General features: G+C 42.1%; 17 protein-coding genes. 12 read left to right on the forward strand and 5 right to left on the reverse strand.

The annotated features are described in order from the left end of the window. Positions 1-154 precede the first annotated feature (154 nt). The 4 genes from Q4574_RS16265 (at position 155) to dnaB (ending at position 4,019) form a co-directional block, all read left to right on the forward strand. A complete protein-coding gene (locus Q4574_RS16265; RefSeq protein ID WP_303475374.1) occupies positions 155-721 on the forward strand; it encodes an RNA polymerase sigma factor in 567 nt (188 codons plus the stop codon). After that, a complete protein-coding gene (locus Q4574_RS16270) occupies positions 714-1,220 on the forward strand; it encodes a hypothetical protein (protein ID WP_303475375.1) in 507 nt (168 codons plus the stop codon). Before Q4574_RS16265 ends, Q4574_RS16270 begins: the two co-directional genes overlap by 8 nt. A gap of 80 nt (positions 1,221-1,300) precedes the next feature. Next, a complete protein-coding gene (locus Q4574_RS16275; protein ID WP_303475376.1) occupies positions 1,301-2,251 on the forward strand; it encodes a DUF4097 family beta strand repeat-containing protein in 951 nt (316 codons plus the stop codon). A 379-nt stretch (positions 2,252-2,630) separates the two neighbouring features. Beyond that, positions 2,631-4,019, forward strand: coding sequence for a replicative DNA helicase (dnaB, locus tag Q4574_RS16280; RefSeq protein ID WP_303475377.1), 1,389 nt, complete (start codon positions 2,631-2,633; stop codon positions 4,017-4,019). 403 nt (positions 4,020-4,422) lie between these two features. Here the strand turns inward: dnaB and Q4574_RS16285 are convergent, their stop codons facing one another. The 4 genes from Q4574_RS16285 to rsd all read right to left on the reverse strand — a co-directional run bounded on the left by Q4574_RS16285 (position 4,423) and on the right by rsd (position 7,289). Beyond that, positions 4,423-5,604, reverse strand: coding sequence for an OmpA family protein (locus Q4574_RS16285; RefSeq protein ID WP_303475378.1), 1,182 nt, complete (start codon positions 5,602-5,604; stop codon positions 4,423-4,425). Between the two features lie 85 nt (positions 5,605-5,689). After that, complete coding sequence (locus tag Q4574_RS16290) at positions 5,690-6,121, reverse strand: secondary thiamine-phosphate synthase enzyme YjbQ (protein WP_303475380.1); 432 nt, start codon at positions 6,119-6,121, stop codon at positions 5,690-5,692. A 254-nt stretch (positions 6,122-6,375) separates the two neighbouring features. Further along, on the reverse strand, positions 6,376-6,807 hold the full coding sequence (locus Q4574_RS16295; protein WP_303475382.1) for a transcriptional repressor: 432 nt from the start codon (positions 6,805-6,807) through the stop codon (positions 6,376-6,378). Between the two features lie 20 nt (positions 6,808-6,827). Continuing rightward, positions 6,828-7,289 (reverse strand): sigma D regulator, encoded by a 462-nt coding sequence (rsd, locus tag Q4574_RS16300; RefSeq protein WP_303475383.1) that lies wholly within the window; start codon positions 7,287-7,289, stop codon positions 6,828-6,830. Positions 7,290-7,508: 219 nt separating this feature from the next. On the opposite strand from rsd, the gene nudC reads away from it, so the two are divergent. From nudC to Q4574_RS16315, 3 genes are all read left to right on the forward strand, one after another. Then, a complete protein-coding gene (gene nudC, locus Q4574_RS16305) occupies positions 7,509-8,330 on the forward strand; it encodes an NAD(+) diphosphatase (RefSeq protein WP_303475384.1) in 822 nt (273 codons plus the stop codon). A gap of 307 nt (positions 8,331-8,637) precedes the next feature. Then, positions 8,638-9,711 carry a uroporphyrinogen decarboxylase gene (gene hemE / locus Q4574_RS16310; RefSeq protein ID WP_303475526.1) on the forward strand — a complete coding sequence of 358 codons (1,074 nt, stop codon included), beginning with the start codon at positions 8,638-8,640 and terminating at the stop codon, positions 9,709-9,711. Beyond that, the gene (locus tag Q4574_RS16315; RefSeq protein ID WP_303475385.1) at positions 9,711-10,349 is read left to right on the forward strand and encodes a hypothetical protein; all 639 of its coding nucleotides are present in this window, start codon (positions 9,711-9,713) and stop codon (positions 10,347-10,349) included. The genes hemE and Q4574_RS16315 overlap by 1 nt, the downstream gene beginning before the upstream one ends. Before the next feature lie 15 nt (positions 10,350-10,364). Here the strand turns inward: Q4574_RS16315 and queG are convergent, their stop codons facing one another. Then, a complete protein-coding gene (queG, locus tag Q4574_RS16320) occupies positions 10,365-11,519 on the reverse strand; it encodes a tRNA epoxyqueuosine(34) reductase QueG (protein ID WP_303475387.1) in 1,155 nt (384 codons plus the stop codon). Here queG and Q4574_RS16325 point away from each other — a divergent pair. From Q4574_RS16325 to miaA, 5 genes are read left to right on the forward strand one after another with little or no spacing between them, the layout of a single operon-like run. Next, positions 11,513-13,030 carry an NAD(P)H-hydrate dehydratase gene (locus Q4574_RS16325; RefSeq protein WP_303475389.1) on the forward strand — a complete coding sequence of 506 codons (1,518 nt, stop codon included), beginning with the start codon at positions 11,513-11,515 and terminating at the stop codon, positions 13,028-13,030. The two genes, queG and Q4574_RS16325, sit on opposite strands and share 7 nt — an antisense overlap. After that, entirely contained in the window at positions 13,027-13,485 is a 459-nt protein-coding gene (tsaE, locus tag Q4574_RS16330) for a tRNA (adenosine(37)-N6)-threonylcarbamoyltransferase complex ATPase subunit type 1 TsaE (RefSeq protein WP_303475391.1), read from the forward strand. The genes Q4574_RS16325 and tsaE overlap by 4 nt, the downstream gene beginning before the upstream one ends. A 53-nt stretch (positions 13,486-13,538) precedes the next feature. Next, positions 13,539-14,828, forward strand: a complete 1,290-nt coding sequence (locus tag Q4574_RS16335) for an N-acetylmuramoyl-L-alanine amidase (RefSeq protein ID WP_303475392.1) — start codon at positions 13,539-13,541, stop codon at positions 14,826-14,828. 42 nt (positions 14,829-14,870) lie between these two features. Then, on the forward strand, positions 14,871-16,748 hold the full coding sequence (gene mutL, locus Q4574_RS16340; RefSeq protein ID WP_303475394.1) for a DNA mismatch repair endonuclease MutL: 1,878 nt from the start codon (positions 14,871-14,873) through the stop codon (positions 16,746-16,748). Then, entirely contained in the window at positions 16,741-17,685 is a 945-nt protein-coding gene (gene miaA, locus Q4574_RS16345) for a tRNA (adenosine(37)-N6)-dimethylallyltransferase MiaA (RefSeq protein WP_303475396.1), read from the forward strand. The genes mutL and miaA overlap by 8 nt, the downstream gene beginning before the upstream one ends. Positions 17,686-17,728: the final 43 nt, after the last annotated feature.

Genomic DNA, 17,728 nt, shown 5'->3' on the forward strand with positions numbered 1-17,728 from the left:
AGATGGTCGCGATTATTTTAGTAGGATAATTGTAAAAATATCAGACAGTTATAATCATTAATTGGCAAAATCTAAAATATAAATTTGGTGGTTTAAACCTTTCTGATTTACTCTGCGACTAACTCTTTAACACTAATAAAAACTGATAAATATATTGAACACACACGGAAATGTTGTTTCTGCCCAGCGCACGTTCGAAGACAAATCAGAACGTGACCTGATAACGGCGGTACAACAGGGCGACAAAAATGCATACCAGCGTCTATATCAGACCTATATTGGTCAGGTATATGGACTGTGCTATCGACTCACTAGTGATAAGTCACTAGCAGAAGATGCTGCCCAAGAAGTGTTCATTCAGCTGTGGCGTAAAATTGGAAACTACAAAGGAGACAGTAAATTCTCAACTTGGTTACACACTGTCACTTCGAATATCACTATTTCATATTTACGCAAGCAGCGGGGCTGGGTTAAACGAATGTTCAATATTGAAGACTCTGAGGCAAACTATTATGCCGCAGAGGAATCTACTGACCTAAGCGAGCTAGAAAGGCATGTAGCTAGATTGCCCGAGCGGGCGCGGATTGTTTTTGTATTGCATGCAATAGAAGGTTACCGGCATGAAGATATCGCAAGTATGATGAATATGGCGGTTGGCTCCAGTAAAGCACAGTTTCACCGTGCTAAACAGTTGTTAAAGGAGTGGATGGGATATGAATAATACGAATTTTGAAAAAGATTTACGCGCACAAATAAATGCCCTTAGTAATGAAAAGCAACCCGAAAGAGATTTATGGGCTGGGATTGAAGTGGCGTTAACCGAAGAGACCGGGGCTAATCAACAGATAACAAAAACGAGCAGTGAATCCCGCTTCAAAATGATTGCCATTGCGGCTTCTTTTGCCCTTGTTTGCGTCTTAAGTTGGTATTCGTTGCAACCGGCCACAGGGCAAATAACCGGACAGGATTTGGTGGCTGCATTAAGTAGTCAGCACGAAGCGCAAAAGGATGCTTTGTTGGTGAAATTTCAGGATCAACCCGCGTTGACAGAAAACTGGCAGAAGCAGTTATCAGAGTTAGATGAAGCAGCTGATGCGATTAAGGCAGCGTTGAAGCAGGATCCAAACAACATAGCGCTGTTAAAAATGTTGCAAAACGTTCATCAACAACAGATTGATTTAATTGAGCGAGTGCATTCTCCTAAATGGAGACAAATTTAATGAGCATAGGTTTACATAAAAATTTGAGTGTTAAAAAGCGCTATCACATCGCATTAGCGAATGTATTTAAGGGTATAAAAATGAAACAATTATTTTTTAGTGTTGGGTTTTGCTTGTTGAGCTCTTTTACCTTTGCGGGTGAAAAGATTGACCAAACATTAAAAGCAGACGGTAACGGTTATGTGCAGATTGAGCATCTTGGCGGCTACGCGAATATTACTGGATGGTCGAAAAATGAGGTCAGGGTGGCTGGGGAGCTAGGTGATCGTACTGAAAAGTTTATTTTTGAGCGTGATGGCAATGAAGTCATTATCAAAGTTAAGGTGAACAGTAAACGAAATGGTTGGAACTGGAATTCCGAAGACGGTGATGATCTGGAAATATACGTACCTTTTGGCAGCCATATAAATTACAACTCTACAAATGCTAATGTAGAGGTGACCGAGGTTCGCGGCAGTGCAGACATAGACACTGTGAATGGCAATATAGACGTTTCGAATCTGGCAGGAAGATTGAGAATTGAAGCCGTAAATGGCGATATAGAGGCCAATTCATTAACTGGCAATATTAAAATTCAAACGGTTAATGGCGATATTCAAGACCGCGATTCTGCAGCTAGTGAAGCGACTTATGAATCTGTTAATGGAGACATCAACGTTAGGTTAGATGCGGCGGAAGTAAAAGCAGAAACAGTAAATGGTGATATTGAATTAACATTAGCAAAAGTGGAACATTTGAATTTAAACACGGTAAATGGAAGTGTCGAAGCTAGTTTAGAGCTTGTTCCTCAAGGAGACGTTAGGGCTACCAGTGTTGGCGGTAGTATCAGCTTAAATTTCCAAGCGGATATTTCTGCTCGATTTGATCTACAAGGCCATGCTGGTGGCAGAATAATCAACAAAATCAGCAGTGATAAAGAACATAAAGCGAAATATGGTCCTAGTCGATGGCTTGAGTTTTCTCACAATGGTGGCAATGGTCAAGTAAAAGTATCCACCGTCAGTGGTAGAATTAAAGTCGATAAAAAATAGTCAAATTAGGCCATGGATTCACCAGGAAAGGTTGATTCTTTGTAGCATGGTCTTTAGGCCATGGATTCCAAATGTTCCTCGCGGGGCTAAAGCCACCGCCTACAGGTGGAATTTTGGCATCAACATCCGGGTTCACGCGAATTGAAATTTTGTCATCATCTGTAGCATGGTCTTTAGGCCATGAACCTATGAGTTGGAATTGAAACAACTCTCGGGGCTAAAGCCTCCGACTACAGCGGGGCTAAAGCACCCGCCTACAAGGCGAATAAAAACATCTAAAAAGAATTTCTGGATTACACAGAAATTTGTACAATAGACTTTGATGCAATATCAAACTTAGCGCATAATACTCGACCCATTATTAAAAGATTTAAGTGTTGTGAAAGCCGTTCCGGATAAAAACAGAGACGATAAAGTTGAGAAACTGAAAATACCACCGCATTCCATGGAAGCTGAGCAATCGGTGCTAGGGAGTATGTTAATTGCGCCCGATTCTTGGGATAAAGTTGCAGAAGTGGTAGTAGAAGAAGATTTTTACAACCGTTCTCATCGGACTATTTTCCGTAGCATCGTGCGTTTGTTATCTGCTAACCAACCTGTTGATATTATTACCGTTTCTGAAGAATTGGAAAGCCATGACGAGCTTGAAGAGGCTGGTGGATTTACCTATTTAGGCGAATTAGCACAAAACACCCCCAGTGCAGCGAACGTAGTGGCTTATGCAGAGATCATTAAAGAACGGGCAATTACCCGGGAATTGATTGGCGTTGCTCATTCTATCGCAGATGTTGGTTACAACCCTGAAGGCAGAGACAGTAGCGAGATCCTCGACCTCGCAGAAACACAAGTTTTCCAAATTGCTGAAAAGCGTATGGGAAACAACGAAGGTCCAAAAGACGTAGAGTCTGTTTTGGGCCAGACGATTGACCGTCTTGAAGCCTTAATCAAAACCAATAAAGAAGTCACAGGTGTATCTACTGGCTATACAGATTTAGACAAGAAGACCAGTGGCCTTCAAGGCTCTGATTTAATTATTGTTGCTGCTCGTCCGTCTATGGGGAAAACAACCTTCGCCATGAACTTGTGCGAAAATGCAATGTTGTTGGAAGAAAAGCCGGTATTGGTATTTTCCCTAGAGATGCCCGCAGAACAAATTATGATGAGGATGTTGGCATCTTTAAGTCGGGTTGATCAGACTAAAATTCGTACGGCACAACTCGACGACGAAGACTGGGCGCGGATCTCCAATACAATGGCTATGTTGAAAGATAAAGATAACCTTTTTGTTGATGATTCTTCCGGTCTTACGCCTATGGAAGTGCGCACTCGAGCCCGCAAGTTAGCCCGCGAACGCGATGGCATCAGTATGATTATGATAGATTACTTGCAACTCATGCGAGTGCCGTCTTTAAGCGATAATCGGACCTTAGAGATTGCTGAAATCTCACGTTCATTAAAAGCCCTCGCCAAAGAGCTCAATGTTCCTGTAGTGGCGTTATCACAGTTAAACCGTAGTTTGGAGCAACGGGCCGATAAACGTCCAATTAACTCAGACTTACGTGAATCTGGTTCTATAGAGCAGGACGCCGATTTGATTATGTTTATTTATCGTGATGAAGTTTATAACGAAAATACCGATCTAAAGGGCATTTCTGAAATCATTCTGGGTAAACAACGTAATGGTCCAATTGGAACCGTGCGCCTGACCTTCCAAGGGCAATTCTCACGCTTTGATAATTACGCTGGTCCTGCCTATTCTGACGAATAAATTGTCTTGTCTTGAGATTTCCACGGGATAAATCCCGTGCCACAGGGAGGCATCTCATAATTTTTACGGCCTAAAGACCGTGCTACAGGGTGTATTGTCTTATGATTTATACGGCCTAAAGACCGTACTACAGGGTGTATTATCTTGAGATTTTTACGGCCTAAAGACCGTACTACAGGGTGTATTGTCTTATGATTTATACGGCCTAAAGACCGTGCTACAGGGGGTATTATCTTGAGATTTTTACGGGATAAATCCCGTGCCACAGGGTGTATTATCTTATGAGTTATACGGCCTAAAGACCGTGCTACAGGGTGTTTCTGTTTTGGGGTTTTCACGGTCTATGGAAATTAAGCATAAAAAAAGCGGCTCTAAAGCCGCTTTTTTGTATTCATATTACCTATTAACGTAATACTTTTTCTTTCTTCTTAGCTGTTACAACAGCTTCAATACGACGGTTCACTTTATGTGCAGCGGCTGTATTGCTTGTATCTAATAATTGAGTTTCACCAAAGCCTTCAGCGCTCAATCTGTCTGCGGCAATACCGTATTCTTCAATTAATAATTTTCTTACCGCTTTTGCACGCTTAAGAGAAATCATCATGTTGTAATCAGCATTACCTGGAGCAGAAGCATGACCTTCAATTGCAGTTTGTGTATTCGGGAAACGTTTCATGAAATCTGCAAATTCTTGGAATTTAGAAGAATCAGGGTTTTCGATAACACTACTGTTATTCGCGAACAATACTTCTAAGGTTTCGCGTACTTCTACTTCTTCAAAAACACTACAGCCCATTGAATCAACTTTGTCTGTAAGCGGAGTATCAGCACACTGATCTACGTCATCAAGAACGCCATCTTGGTCGCTATCTAGCTCTAAACTACAACCTTTAGCGCCAACAGGAGTACCCGCTGGAGTGTTAGGACACTGATCAATGTCGTTTAATACGCCGTCACCGTCTAAGTCGATGTTACAGCCTTTGCTATCTACACGTGCACCAATCGCAGTATCAGGACATTGGTCAAGGTTATCGTTTACGCCATCTTGGTCAGCATCGCCAGGAGCTTTAGGACCAGTAGAACCAAAGGTGTAGGCCAAACCTAATTTAGCACTTACATCATTGTACGCTTGACCGAAGTCATGGTATGCGGCAATTTCAGTAACCAGTTTTACTTTTTCAGAAAGATCCCAGTGCTTACCAAGACCAAGGTTAGCCATGCTACCTGAGTCAACCATATCGATGTGCTTAAGACCAGCAAATATATACATTAGGTCGTCTTCTAAGAAATACATAGCATCGATACCAAAACGAGTCGCACTGTCGTCGTCTAAGTCAGCATCATTTTCTAGGCTAACTTTAGCAACTTCGAAACGACCACCCCAGTGTTCACTTTCTCTTACACCAACTTCAGCACCTAGTCCTAGGCCAGCATCGAATGAAGTAAAGTCGAAGCTTTTTTCTTCATCTGGCTTATAAATCTCAGTAAAGCCGCCAATCCAGTATTTGTCTGAAGAATCTTCAGCGGCGAACGCGTTACTTGAAATAGCAGCTAAAAGACTTGCTGCGATCAATGATTTTTTCATGTTTCCATCCCGTGTGTAGTGGTTATCTAAATTAAAAGTAAAATATTCAAATTATTTTCATTTTTACGCGTCAAAACAGAAGTTTTTACACGTTGTTATCGAGTCCTTGAAGTGTTGCCACTATAACTCTTGGTGTCCCATGATCTCTATGCTCACCTAAGTATATCCCTTGCCAAGTTCCCATTTCTAGCCTGCCAGCGCCAATTGGAATATTTAAATTGTTACCAAAAATACTCGCTTTAATATGTGCTGGCATATCATCGTCACCTTCAATGTTATGCAAGTAATGTTCCGGACCTTCAGGAATCATACGATTTATTTGAGTTTCTAGATCAATTCTTACTGTAGGGTCAGCATTTTCATTAATGGTTAAGCTCGCACTGGTATGTTGAATAAATAGATTCAGCATACCAACAGACAATTCTCTAATTTCAGGAAGTTGTTCGAGAACTTCATTGGTGATTAAATGAAAACCTCTTGCTTTAACTCTTATTGTTATTCTTTTCTGTATCCACATTGCGACACTAGTTATCAAAATATAGATTAAAATGTTTTAGCAAACCCCGCCTTTGCATTTCCCGCGCGATTTTACCGCCAGATTGCCTCACTTTCAAAGCCTAAGTTGAAACTTTGTTAACTTAATTTGTTATTCTTGCCTTTTTGCACGATTAAATCAGTGATTAAAATGCTTATGTCTTTTAATCACCCAAGCTATTTATTCAAATATAACCGATATCTCTTCGAAACAACCAAACAGACATGAGCGGATAATTATTGACAAAGGGCGCAGGTGCCATGTGCCTCAATTGTTTGTTTGCTGACTTTAAATCCAACAGAGTTAGCTTGTTTATCTAAGGTCTCTTTTAAACCTTCAGATTGTATTTCTTTCACTAAACCACAATTGTCACAAATTAAAAACTGGACAGGATGGCTACAATCAAAATGATGACAGGCAACGAAGGCATTAGTAGACTCCAATCTATGTACAAGCCCAAACTCGAGTAAGAAGTCTAAAGTACGATAGACCGTGGCTGGCTTAGCACCACTTTCCGTGACTTTTAATTCGTCTAACAATTCGTATGCGCCCACTGAACTGCTTTTATTCAACAGCAATTCATATACCTTTTCTCTTAGGTTTGTGAATCGAGCTCCTTTTCCTTCACAGTATTCTTTAGCTCTAGATAATTGCGAATCGATGTTCATTATTGCTAAATATTTCCTTATTAACTCTGATTACTCAGAGAATGAAGCAACTGATCTTCCAATTCAAATCGTGCTTCAAGTTGTTGACCCAATAACGAAAGTTTTTGGTCAAAATTAGCCAAACCTTTATCTGAATTAATTTCTGCAAATAAATCGTTAAAGGCTAGCGCTTCTTCTGTTGTTTCAGATATGCGAGGAAAAACTGATTTTTCAAGTCTCTGGTCATCTGTATTTTGTTTAGGATCCGATGCCAGTTTATCATAAACCTCAAAATGACCGGTCGAAACATAGTCTACTAAGGTTTCACAAAACAATCTTATTTCACTCAACTCCGGCAAACCAGAAGAGGCCTTTTCAAAAGGAGGTAACCCAGCTAATTGACAATACTGAACCAATAGCTTTTGTCGCTCTTGCAGCCAGATATCAACAGATTTGTGGTAGCCACTCCATTTCTGTTTGGCGAGTTCGACTTTGGTCAGCATTGCAAATCCTCAAAAGAGTGCTTTTTATAATGATCGCAGTATATCATCACCGTTAGTTTAACTAAACTATGCTTTAGTCTATTGACGTAGATCAATAGTAACATCGGACTTTCAAGAATGACGATAAATCGTGTTAAGCTAATTTAATCAATCTGACCTCAAATAGTGGTACTTAATACCTTGTTTTGGTGTCTCTTATAGACGACATGTGTGTGACTTATGCTAATAAATATAAAAGAAATCGGCGTTAATACTGAAGTTCAGTGGATCATTTTTATGGGGGACAGGATTGTCGCAAATAAGGAACAGCAGGAATTGCTTAAAGCAAGCTGGCAAGATCTGGCGATGATTCACCATTATGATGATCAAATCATTTCATTAGGTGAATTTGATGGCATTCCTTGTTTAGCCGTTGATGTGGGCAATGAACAGCTAAGTATTGATGAGTATGAAACCATTAGCTTACGCGGTGTATACTTAAGTGATAATTTCCCCTTGTTTCAGACTGTCGCCCGTGCTTGGCAATGGATTTTATTTCGACGAACTCATCGCTACTGCGGACAATGCGGTAGCGCCATGCAGCAAGTGAAATGGGAAATGGCTACCCAATGCTTCAATTGTAATCATCGCTGCTATCCTCGTGTTTCCCCATGCATTATTGTTGCGATTCGTAAAGGCAACAAGATTTTATTAGCACAAGGCAGGGCACACCGAGATCGGAAGATGTTTTCTACCTTGGCTGGGTTTGTGGAAAGTGGCGAAAGCCTCGAGCAAGCAGTGCATCGAGAAGTCTTTGAGGAAGTGGGGGTTAAAATAAAAAATCTTGAATATTTTGGTAGTCAACCATGGCCATTTCCTCATTCTTTGATGATGGGATATTTAGCCGAACACGAAAGTGGCGAGATAGAGGTTGATGGTGATGAAATTATTGAAGCCCATTGGTATGAACCGAGCAATTTACCCATTATACCACCGAAAATATCGATTGCTGGCCAACTAATTGAAGAGACCTTACGGCTGATAGCACAACAAGAAAACTAAACTTAAGACAATAAAAAACCCTGCTGGAGCAGGGTTGTAATGTTTAGCGTAGAGGTCCCGTTAAACGAGCTTCTTTGTATTTATATGTTGTAAAGCCATTATTTTATAGCAAAACAAGATAACATAAATCAAGGTGTTTTTTCGAAAACATGTTATAAAAAGTAAATTAGTGAACTAAAAACCGATAAATATACCCTCCAGACCACTTTTTTACTAAACTATGCCGCAATTTTAAATTCAATGGGTTATTCACCGGCTAATTATAAATGACAGTCGGTATTAATTAACTCCTTTATACTACGGATAAATCATGCAGTTAAAAAACGATCGCTATTTACGCGCTTTGCTTCGTCAACCCGTCGATGTCACTCCAGTATGGATGATGCGACAAGCAGGACGCTATTTACCTGAATATAAAGCGACTCGTGCTGAGGCCGGTGATTTCATGTCACTGTGTAAAAATGCAGAATTGGCCTGTGAAGTCACTTTGCAGCCGCTACGACGTTTTGACTTAGATGCCGCTATTTTATTTTCCGATATATTAACGATTCCAGATGCCATGGGCTTAGGTTTGTATTTCGAAACGGGAGAAGGGCCTAAATTTGAACGTCCATTGACCAGTTATTCTGAAATTGAGGCCTTACCCATCCCCGATCCGGAAGATGAGTTAGCTTACGTAATGAATGCTGTACGAACGATTCGACGTAATTTAAAAGGTGAGGTACCTTTAATCGGCTTCTCTGGCAGTCCTTGGACATTAGCCACTTATATGGTTGAAGGCGGTTCGAGCAAGGCTTTCACCAAGATCAAGAAAATGGCCTTTGCGGATCCTAAATCATTACATTTGTTGCTAGATAAACTTGCTGATTCGGTAATTTTGTATCTTAACGCTCAAATCAAAGCGGGCGCACAATCGGTAATGGTGTTTGATACTTGGGGAGGCGTTCTTACGCCACGAGATTACCAATTGTTTTCACTCCAATATATGCACAAAATTGTAGATGGTTTAATCCGAGAGTATGAAGGGCAGCGTATTCCCGTTACGTTGTTTACTAAAAATGGTGGAGCTTGGATCGAGAAGATTGCTGACACTGGGTGTGATGGCGTTGGGCTCGATTGGACCATTGATATTGCCGATGCTAAACGTCGGGTAGGAGATAAGGTTGCCCTACAAGGTAATATGGACCCGTCAATTCTGTATGCTTCTGCACCTCGTATTGAAGAAGAAGTGCAAACTATATTGGCAGGTTATGGCGAAGGCACTGGCCATGTGTTTAATCTTGGTCACGGTATACATCTAGATGTGCCACCGGAAAACGCCGGAGTTTTCGTGGAAGCCGTACATAAATTCAGTAAGCCATATCACCAGACATCAAAATAATGAGAAAGCCGTTATTTTTATCCTTGAGTGCATTATCAATATTCAGTATTGGATATTGGTTAGGCACTCTTCAGGCTGAAAATAGCGGTGATCAGCAGCAACAAGCTATATTAAGCAAAGAAGTGCATATTGAAGTGGACGAGGGGAGTATCCAACCTTCATTAAACGAGCTTAATTCTGTTCACTCTAAGCCCACTCAATCTGAAAATGTTGAGATACAGATTGTAAACCATGAAAGTGATAGCCCGGAAAATGGAAATGATCCAAAACAGCAAGCTCAACATCTCGCAGAGTTAGGTGACGCGTTTCAACATTCAAAACTATCTCGACAACAAAAGTTAGCAAACGAAGCGGAGTTTGAACAAAATTACTCTGCAAATGACGCGGACTTAAGGTCACAAAACCAAATCAGTGACTTTCTAATGTTACATCAACAAGCAGACTTAATTACCTTACACCGCCTTGACTGCGACCCTACGCGTTGTCAGATGATAGGCGAATATGCCGGTGAACATCAAAATTGGTCTAAGGTTTTTTCTGCCATGCGGGATTCGGATTGGTGGGAGTATGTTGGAACATCATCCACAACGACCACCCAAGATGGCAAAACTTACTTCCATATTTTCTTAAATAAATAAGCTCCAATACTGAGATCATGCGTCCCTTGGCAGGCCTTTTTCTACACTTCTGATTAAGCGTTGTTTCAGTCTTAAGGTGGTTTGGGTTGGGTCAGGTAAGCTTTGTTTGCGTTCAAGTTGTTGGTCAATAGCCCATTGAATGTGCTCGGCCACCATTTCACTACTACTGGTTAACCTTTCTTTTAGTTTTTCTAAAATAGCGGGGTCGAATTCAGCATTGCCCATGGCGATGGCTAAATTTCGTTGCCATTTTTGAAAGCCAATTCGACGGATAGCCGAGCCTTCAGTGTTGGCCAGAAACTCAGCTTCGTCCCATAAAAACAATCTGACTAAGTCTTCTCCCTTAATCGTTTTGCGACCATGAAAGTCTTGTTCTTGGGTTAACTGGGCATAACGATTCCACGGACAAATTAACTGACAATCATCACAGCCATAAATACGGTTGCCCATAGCCGTTCGAAAGTGCTCTGGAATAACACCGTCATACTCAATGGTTAAATATGAAATGCATCGTCTAGCATCAACAACATAAGGTTCTACTATGGCTTGGGTAGGGCAAATGGTTAGGCAGGCAGTGCAACTACCACAATTTTGTTCCACAGGTTGATCGACGGGCAATGGAATATTGACGAATAATTCCCCTAAGAAAAACCATGAGCCTGCTTCTTTATTAATGGTTAGCGAGTGTTTTCCTGTCCAGCCAATTCCAGCCTTTTCAGCAACTGCATGCTCTAACACAGGCGCGGAGTCTACAAATGGACGAAACTCTAAATCGACAAATTGTTGCTGGATTTTTTCACCCAATTTTTTCAGGCGATTGCGCACCAGTTTATGGTAATCCCGCCCTACGGCATAGCGGCTTATATATGCGGTTTTAGAGCGCTTTAAATCTTTTGCAAAGCTTGCATCTGGTGGCAAGTAATCCATGCGAACACTGATTAAACGCAAAGTACCTTCCAGTAACTTCGCGGGATCTGCGCGTTTTTCCTGGTTTCGTTGAAAAAACTGCATGTCACCGTTGAAGCCCTTATCTAGCCAGCTTTCCAGGTGGGCTTGATGTTGTGATAAATCGGTATCTGCAATTCCCACTTGTTGAAAACCTAGCGCTTTGCCCCACTCCTTGATATTTTTGGCTAAAGTATTCAGAAAATGGGGGGATAATTGTGTCACAGCGTTCCTTAAAAGCAGAATTGTTAGAACAAAGGTTATCACAAAATCTCTACACAGCGCAGTGCGTAAGAGAAGGGGAAGTGGAAGCAGCTAAACAGTTGTCGATTCCCCTTTACGACGTAATGCAAGTTGCTGGAGAAACACTTTTTGATTGGATTCAAACACACTTTGATCATCAGACCAATATTCTAATTGCGGTGGGAACCGGCAACAATGGTGGTGACGGCTATGTTGCTGCGAGTTTATTGTTAGCCGATGGTTATACCATTACCCTTGCATCTATTGATCCCGCGCGACCATTATCCGGAGACGCTTTGTTGGCGCAGCAAAGTTGGTTAGCCAGTGGCGGAGAAGTTGCTGACATACGGCTGGTCGACACCGAGCATTTTGAACTCATCGTGGATGGTTTATTAGGTACGGGCTTGAAAGGCACTGTAACCTCCGCTTATCAGTCTGTTATTCAGCGGATAAACCAATCTAGCGCACATATTCTATCCATCGATATTCCTTCGGGTCTGGACGCCAATACTGGCGCATCACTGGGGGCTAGTATTAATGCAGACACCACGATTTCTTTTGTTGGTTTAAAGACGGGGCTGGTGACCGGAAACGGCAAACAAAAAAGTGGCAATTTAATTTTCAAACCGCTCAATATTGGCGAAACTTTTGGCCAGTTAATGGAAGCGCAAGGGCGCTTGATTGAATACGCAGATTTTGCTCCTTTAGCGCCGCGAGCCTTGCACAGCCACAAAGGGAATAATGGCAAACTGCTTTGCATCGGCGGAAACAATGGCATGGCGGGAGCTATTCGTATGACTTCCGAAGCTGCTTTGCGCACCGGAGTCGGGCTGGTAAAAGTCTATTGCCACGCCAATTCCACCTCATCCATTGTCCAAGGCCGGCCGGAGATAATGGCCAGTAGTGAAAATTTAGCGCAATTGTTAGAGTGGGCAGATTGTATCGTTTTTGGGCCAGGATTAGGTCAAACCTCATGGAGCCAAGAAACCTTTAATCAATTATTTAGCTACCTCATTCATCATCATAAGCCATTGATAATTGACGCTGATGGTTTAAATTTGCTGAGTCATCAATTGCATGCTCTACAACTATCTTATTTGATTATGTCCCCTCACAGCGCAGAAGCTGCAAGGTTGTTAAATACAGATGTGGAAAAGATAGAAAACGACCGCTATGGAGCGGCAACAAAGCTGGTTGAACGTTATGGCGGCAATTGTATTCTAAAAGGCGCAGGCAGTATTGTGCACAGTCAACAAGGCACTTATGTTTGTGCAAATGGAAACCCTGGAATGTCCACGGCTGGTATGGGCGATGTGCTGTCGGGAGTGTTAGGTTCACTAGCGGCACAAGGAATGACGGCGGATGAGGCTAGTTTATTTGGGGTCTGCATTCATTCTGCGGCGGCTGATTTAGTGGCAGATAACTTTGGGCAACGTGGTATGATTGCCAGTGATTTATTTGATTATTTAAGGCAACTAGTAAACAGAAAATGAAATATACCCAGTTTTTGCCAGACGAGGCAGCTACACTCAGTATTGCTAAACAAATTGCACAACTCACCACCGGTCACTTAGTTATCTATTTAACCGGGGATCTTGGGGCTGGAAAAACGTCTTTTAGTCGCGGCTTTTTGCATGGACTGGGACACAAGGGAAATGTAAAAAGTCCCACCTATACAATTGTTGAGCCCTATGAAGTGTCACCTTGGCGAGTTTTTCATTTTGATTTGTATCGGTTAGCCGATCCTGAAGAACTCGAGTACATGGGAATTCGAGATTATTTTGCAGATGATTGTATTTGTTTGATCGAATGGCCTGATAAAGGCGCTGGTCTATTGGCAACAGCTGATTTAGAGATTAGTATAGAATTTGAAGCAGGTGGAAGGCGCATCCACTTAGAGTCCCAGTCAGATGTCGGGCAAAAGATTGTTGAGATATTACAAAAATAATAATGATGAAAAGTGTATCTAGACTGATAATTCAATTATTGAGCGGCATTTTTATGCTGCTTGTCAGTCATTTGTGTTTAGCACAAAATGCAATCGAAGCACTTAGAATGTGGCCCTCTCCTGATAACACGCGTGTGGTGTTAGATCTCACTAAACCACCAGAATATTCTTATTTCACCCTTTCCAACCCTGAACGCTTAGTTATCGACTTAGCAAATACCAAGGGCAATATCGATCTTGCTAATCTGGCCAAGTCATCAGATTTAGTCAAAAAAGTACGATATAGCACGCCTAAAGAGGCGTCGTCAGTACGGGTTGTTTTGGAACTCAAGCGAAAATTAAATACAGAAATCTTTGCATTACCGCCAACAGCACCTTACAAAAATCGTTTGGTGATAGATTTAAGTGATCAGTCTGAAGGTTCGCAACAAGTTGTAATGAGCTCAGAAAGCTCGACTCGTGATCGCGATATTATTATTGCAATCGATGCTGGCCACGGCGGAGAAGATCCTGGTTCCATTGGTCGGGCGGGTACATACGAAAAAAATATTACCCTAAGCGTAAGCAAACGATTGGCTCAGCTCATTAATGGGGAGTCTGGCCTGCGAGCTGTGTTGACACGCACCGGCGACTATTATATTTCGCCAAATGCGCGACCAGATATTGCGCGTAAAAATAAAGCGGATCTATTTGTTTCCATTCATGCTGATGCATTCACCACACCACAGCCTAAAGGGGCCTCTGTTTGGGTTTTATCAATGGGCAGGGCAAATTCAGTGTTAGGTCGCTGGATGGAACGAACCGAGCGACACTCCGAATTGTTAGGTGGGGCGGCAGAAGTCATACAAGATACCGCAAGCGAACGTTATCTCGCCCAAGCATTGTTAGATATGTCGATGGATCACTCATTAACAACCAGTTACGACATTAGCAAAATGGTCATATCTGAATTAAAACAAGTTACAAGCCTGCACAAAAAACTGCCTCAAGCGGCAAGTTTAGCGGTGTTAACTTCGCCTGATATTCCTTCAATTCTGGTGGAAATAGGATTTATTTCCAATCCTAAAGAAGAAAAGAACTTAAATTGGAGCCAGCATCGTCAAAAGCTTGCGAGCTCGGTTTTTTCTGCCATTAAACAACATTTCAGAAAACTGCCACCCGATGGTACTCTATGGGCTAGCAATGCGCGCTCTGAAAAACGCACTCACAAAGTTAGAAGTGGCGAATCCTTGTCATTATTGGCGCAACGCTACAAAGTGCGCATTAGCGCCATAAAAGAAGCAAATAATATGCGCAATGATACGGTGAGAATCGGTCAGGTACTCACCATTCCAAGCACGTAAATAAACGCGTTTTTCCCGCTCTCCAAATTTTAAAGGTTATCTGTGTCTATTCAAATTCTATCCCCACAACTTGCCAACCAAATTGCCGCTGGTGAGGTAGTAGAACGTCCAGCTTCCGTGGTTAAAGAATTAGTAGAGAACTGCTTAGATGCAGGGGCAACTAGTATTGAAATTGAGATCGATAGAGGTGGCCACAAGGGAATTTTAATCCGTGACAATGGTAAAGGCATTCCCCAGCAAGAACTAGAATTGGCGTTAAGTCGGCATGCAACCAGTAAAATTTCCAAACTAGATGATTTAGAAAATATTTGCAGCCTAGGTTTTCGCGGCGAAGCTTTAGCAAGTATTAGCTCGGTATCGCGATTAACCCTAACGTCCAAGCCAGAAAGCCAATCCCAGGCGTGGCAAGCCTGTGCTGAAGGCCGCGAAATGAAAGTGACTCTGCAACCCGCCGCTCACCCCAAAGGTACTAGTATTGAAGTCCTCGACTTGTTTTTCAACACGCCCGCGAGACGTAAATTTTTACGGGCCGAAAAAACCGAATTTACGCATATTGATGAGGTAATACGACGTATTGCGCTGAGTCGATTTGATGTGGCTTTGAGTCTTAAACACAATGGTAAAACGGTCAGGAAATATCCTGCAATCAAAGAGGGGCAATCTGCACTCAAACGGATTTCAGCTGTGTGTGGTAGTGATTTTGCTGATCACGCCATCCCTATCGACAGTGAATATGCAGGAATTTGTCTCAAAGGCTGGTTGAGTGCGGCCGGTGCGAGCAGAGCGCAAAATGATTTACAGTACGTTTATGTGAATGGGCGGGTAATGAAAGACAAGCTCATTAACCATGCCATACGCCAAGCCTATGAAGGGTTAATTGAACCCAATACTCACCCCGCTTTCGTGCTTTTCTTGACCTTAGATCCTACCCAAGTGGATGTGAATGTTCACCCGGCTAAACATGAGGTGAGGTTTCATCAATCGCGGCTTGTCCACGATCTTATATTTCGTTCAGTATCTAAATCACTGAGTGAATCCTTTACAGATTGTAATGACAATACCCAAAATGAAGAGACCCTGACGCAAGTCACCCATACAACCTTGGAAGAGGTGGCTCCGACCCACCAATATATTCGCCCCTTGAGTAGCGCAGTTGATTCGTCATCCCATAATCAGACATCATCCCAACAACGGGCGGAAGTTCAGGAGCATGGCGTAAATCGAACGCCCAAAGCCTTTAACTATAGTGCGCCAGCGCCACATTCGAAATCGGCAGCAAAGCACTATGGTAGCCTAATGACGGCGCAAGCTAAGCAGCAGTCATCGGCCAATTTGCCTAGGCATTTGCTGGTTGCTGATAATCGCTTACTGATTGAATGGGGAGAGGTCTTTTATTTGTGCAAGGCACCAGACTTAGCGGCTAAAAAACTCAAGGCCGATGCCGAGTTTACGCCGCCGGTGATGCAACCGCTTCTCATGCCCATTTCCCTTACTTTAGAGCAGGTTCAATTAACCATAGACGACGAATTATTAACGCAAATTAAACAGTTAGGTATTGATCTTTCGCTAGTCAATCAGCGTCTGTTGTTAAAGCAAGTTCCTTCGGGCACAAGAGCCTTAGATTGGGCAAGTGTTTTACTTAGTTTTTTTGATGCACTTAATGCAAGCCATAAACAAAAGGGAAACACACCCCACATCGACGCAAAGGAAGGTTCCGCTCAAGAAAGTACGACTGCCTCTTTACCTGATTGTTTTTACTCGGCTGTGGCTGACTATCAAATCAAAAACTTGAACTCAAACAGTCATAATTTTAACGACCTTTTTGAATGGTTACACAAACAGGCCAATGCCACGGAAATTCTTAAATCTTGCGCTACAATAATTCCATTAAACCATTGGTTGTCACAATTTGATGAATAAAAAACATACTGAGAACTTACCGCCAGCGATTTTTTTAATGGGGCCAACTGCCTCTGGTAAGACTGATTTGGCATTAGAAATAAGCAAAAGGCTACCTTGCGAAATCATTAGTGTTGATTCTGCCTTAATTTATCGAGACATGGATATAGGTACGGCTAAACCCAGCGCTGAAGAATTATCTCAAGTTCCCCACCATCTCATTGATATCCTCGATCCGAAAGAATCCTATTCAGTGGCCAATTTTAGACATGATGCACTCAATGCGATGCACGCAGTTACCGAAGCTGGCAAAGTTCCTTTGTTAGTTGGTGGAACTATGATGTATTTTAAAAGTCTAGTAGATGGCTTATCAACGTTGCCGGCTGCCAGTGAGGAAATCCGGGAGCATCTGCAAAACGAGGCGAATACCCATGGTTGGCAAGAGCTGCATAACAGGTTAGAACAAATCGACCCAATTTCAGCTAAACGTATACATCCAAATGATCCTCAGCGTTTGTTAAGGGCTTTAGAAGTATTCGTATTGAGCGGAAAGACGATGACGGAGTTAACTGCGGAAAAATCCGGTAGCCTCCCTTATTCGGTAAAAGAATTTGCCATCATGCCCAGTGATCGGGGTATACTCCATGAGCGTATAGAAAAACGATTTAATGTTATGCTTGATAAAGGCTTTCAACAAGAAGTCGAAGATCTTAAGCGTCGCGGAGATTTACATCTAGATTTGCCTTCCATGCGGTGTGTGGGTTACCGTCAAATGTGGCAGTATCTCGATGGTGACTATAATCACGAGGAAATGGTATTTAAAGGTGTGGCGGCAACGCGTCAATTGGCAAAAAGACAAATAACCTGGCTAAGAAGCTGGAAAAATATAACTTTTTTAGATGGTATTGAAAAAGACAATTTGACTACCATATTGAATGTCAGCAATACTGTACCCTAATAGGCAGCTATACAGCCCCATGTTTTACTGTATAATTTGTATA

This window comes from Aliiglaciecola sp. 3_MG-2023, from assembly GCF_030548205.1.
In the GTDB taxonomy this organism is placed as follows: domain Bacteria; phylum Pseudomonadota; class Gammaproteobacteria; order Enterobacterales; family Alteromonadaceae; genus Aliiglaciecola.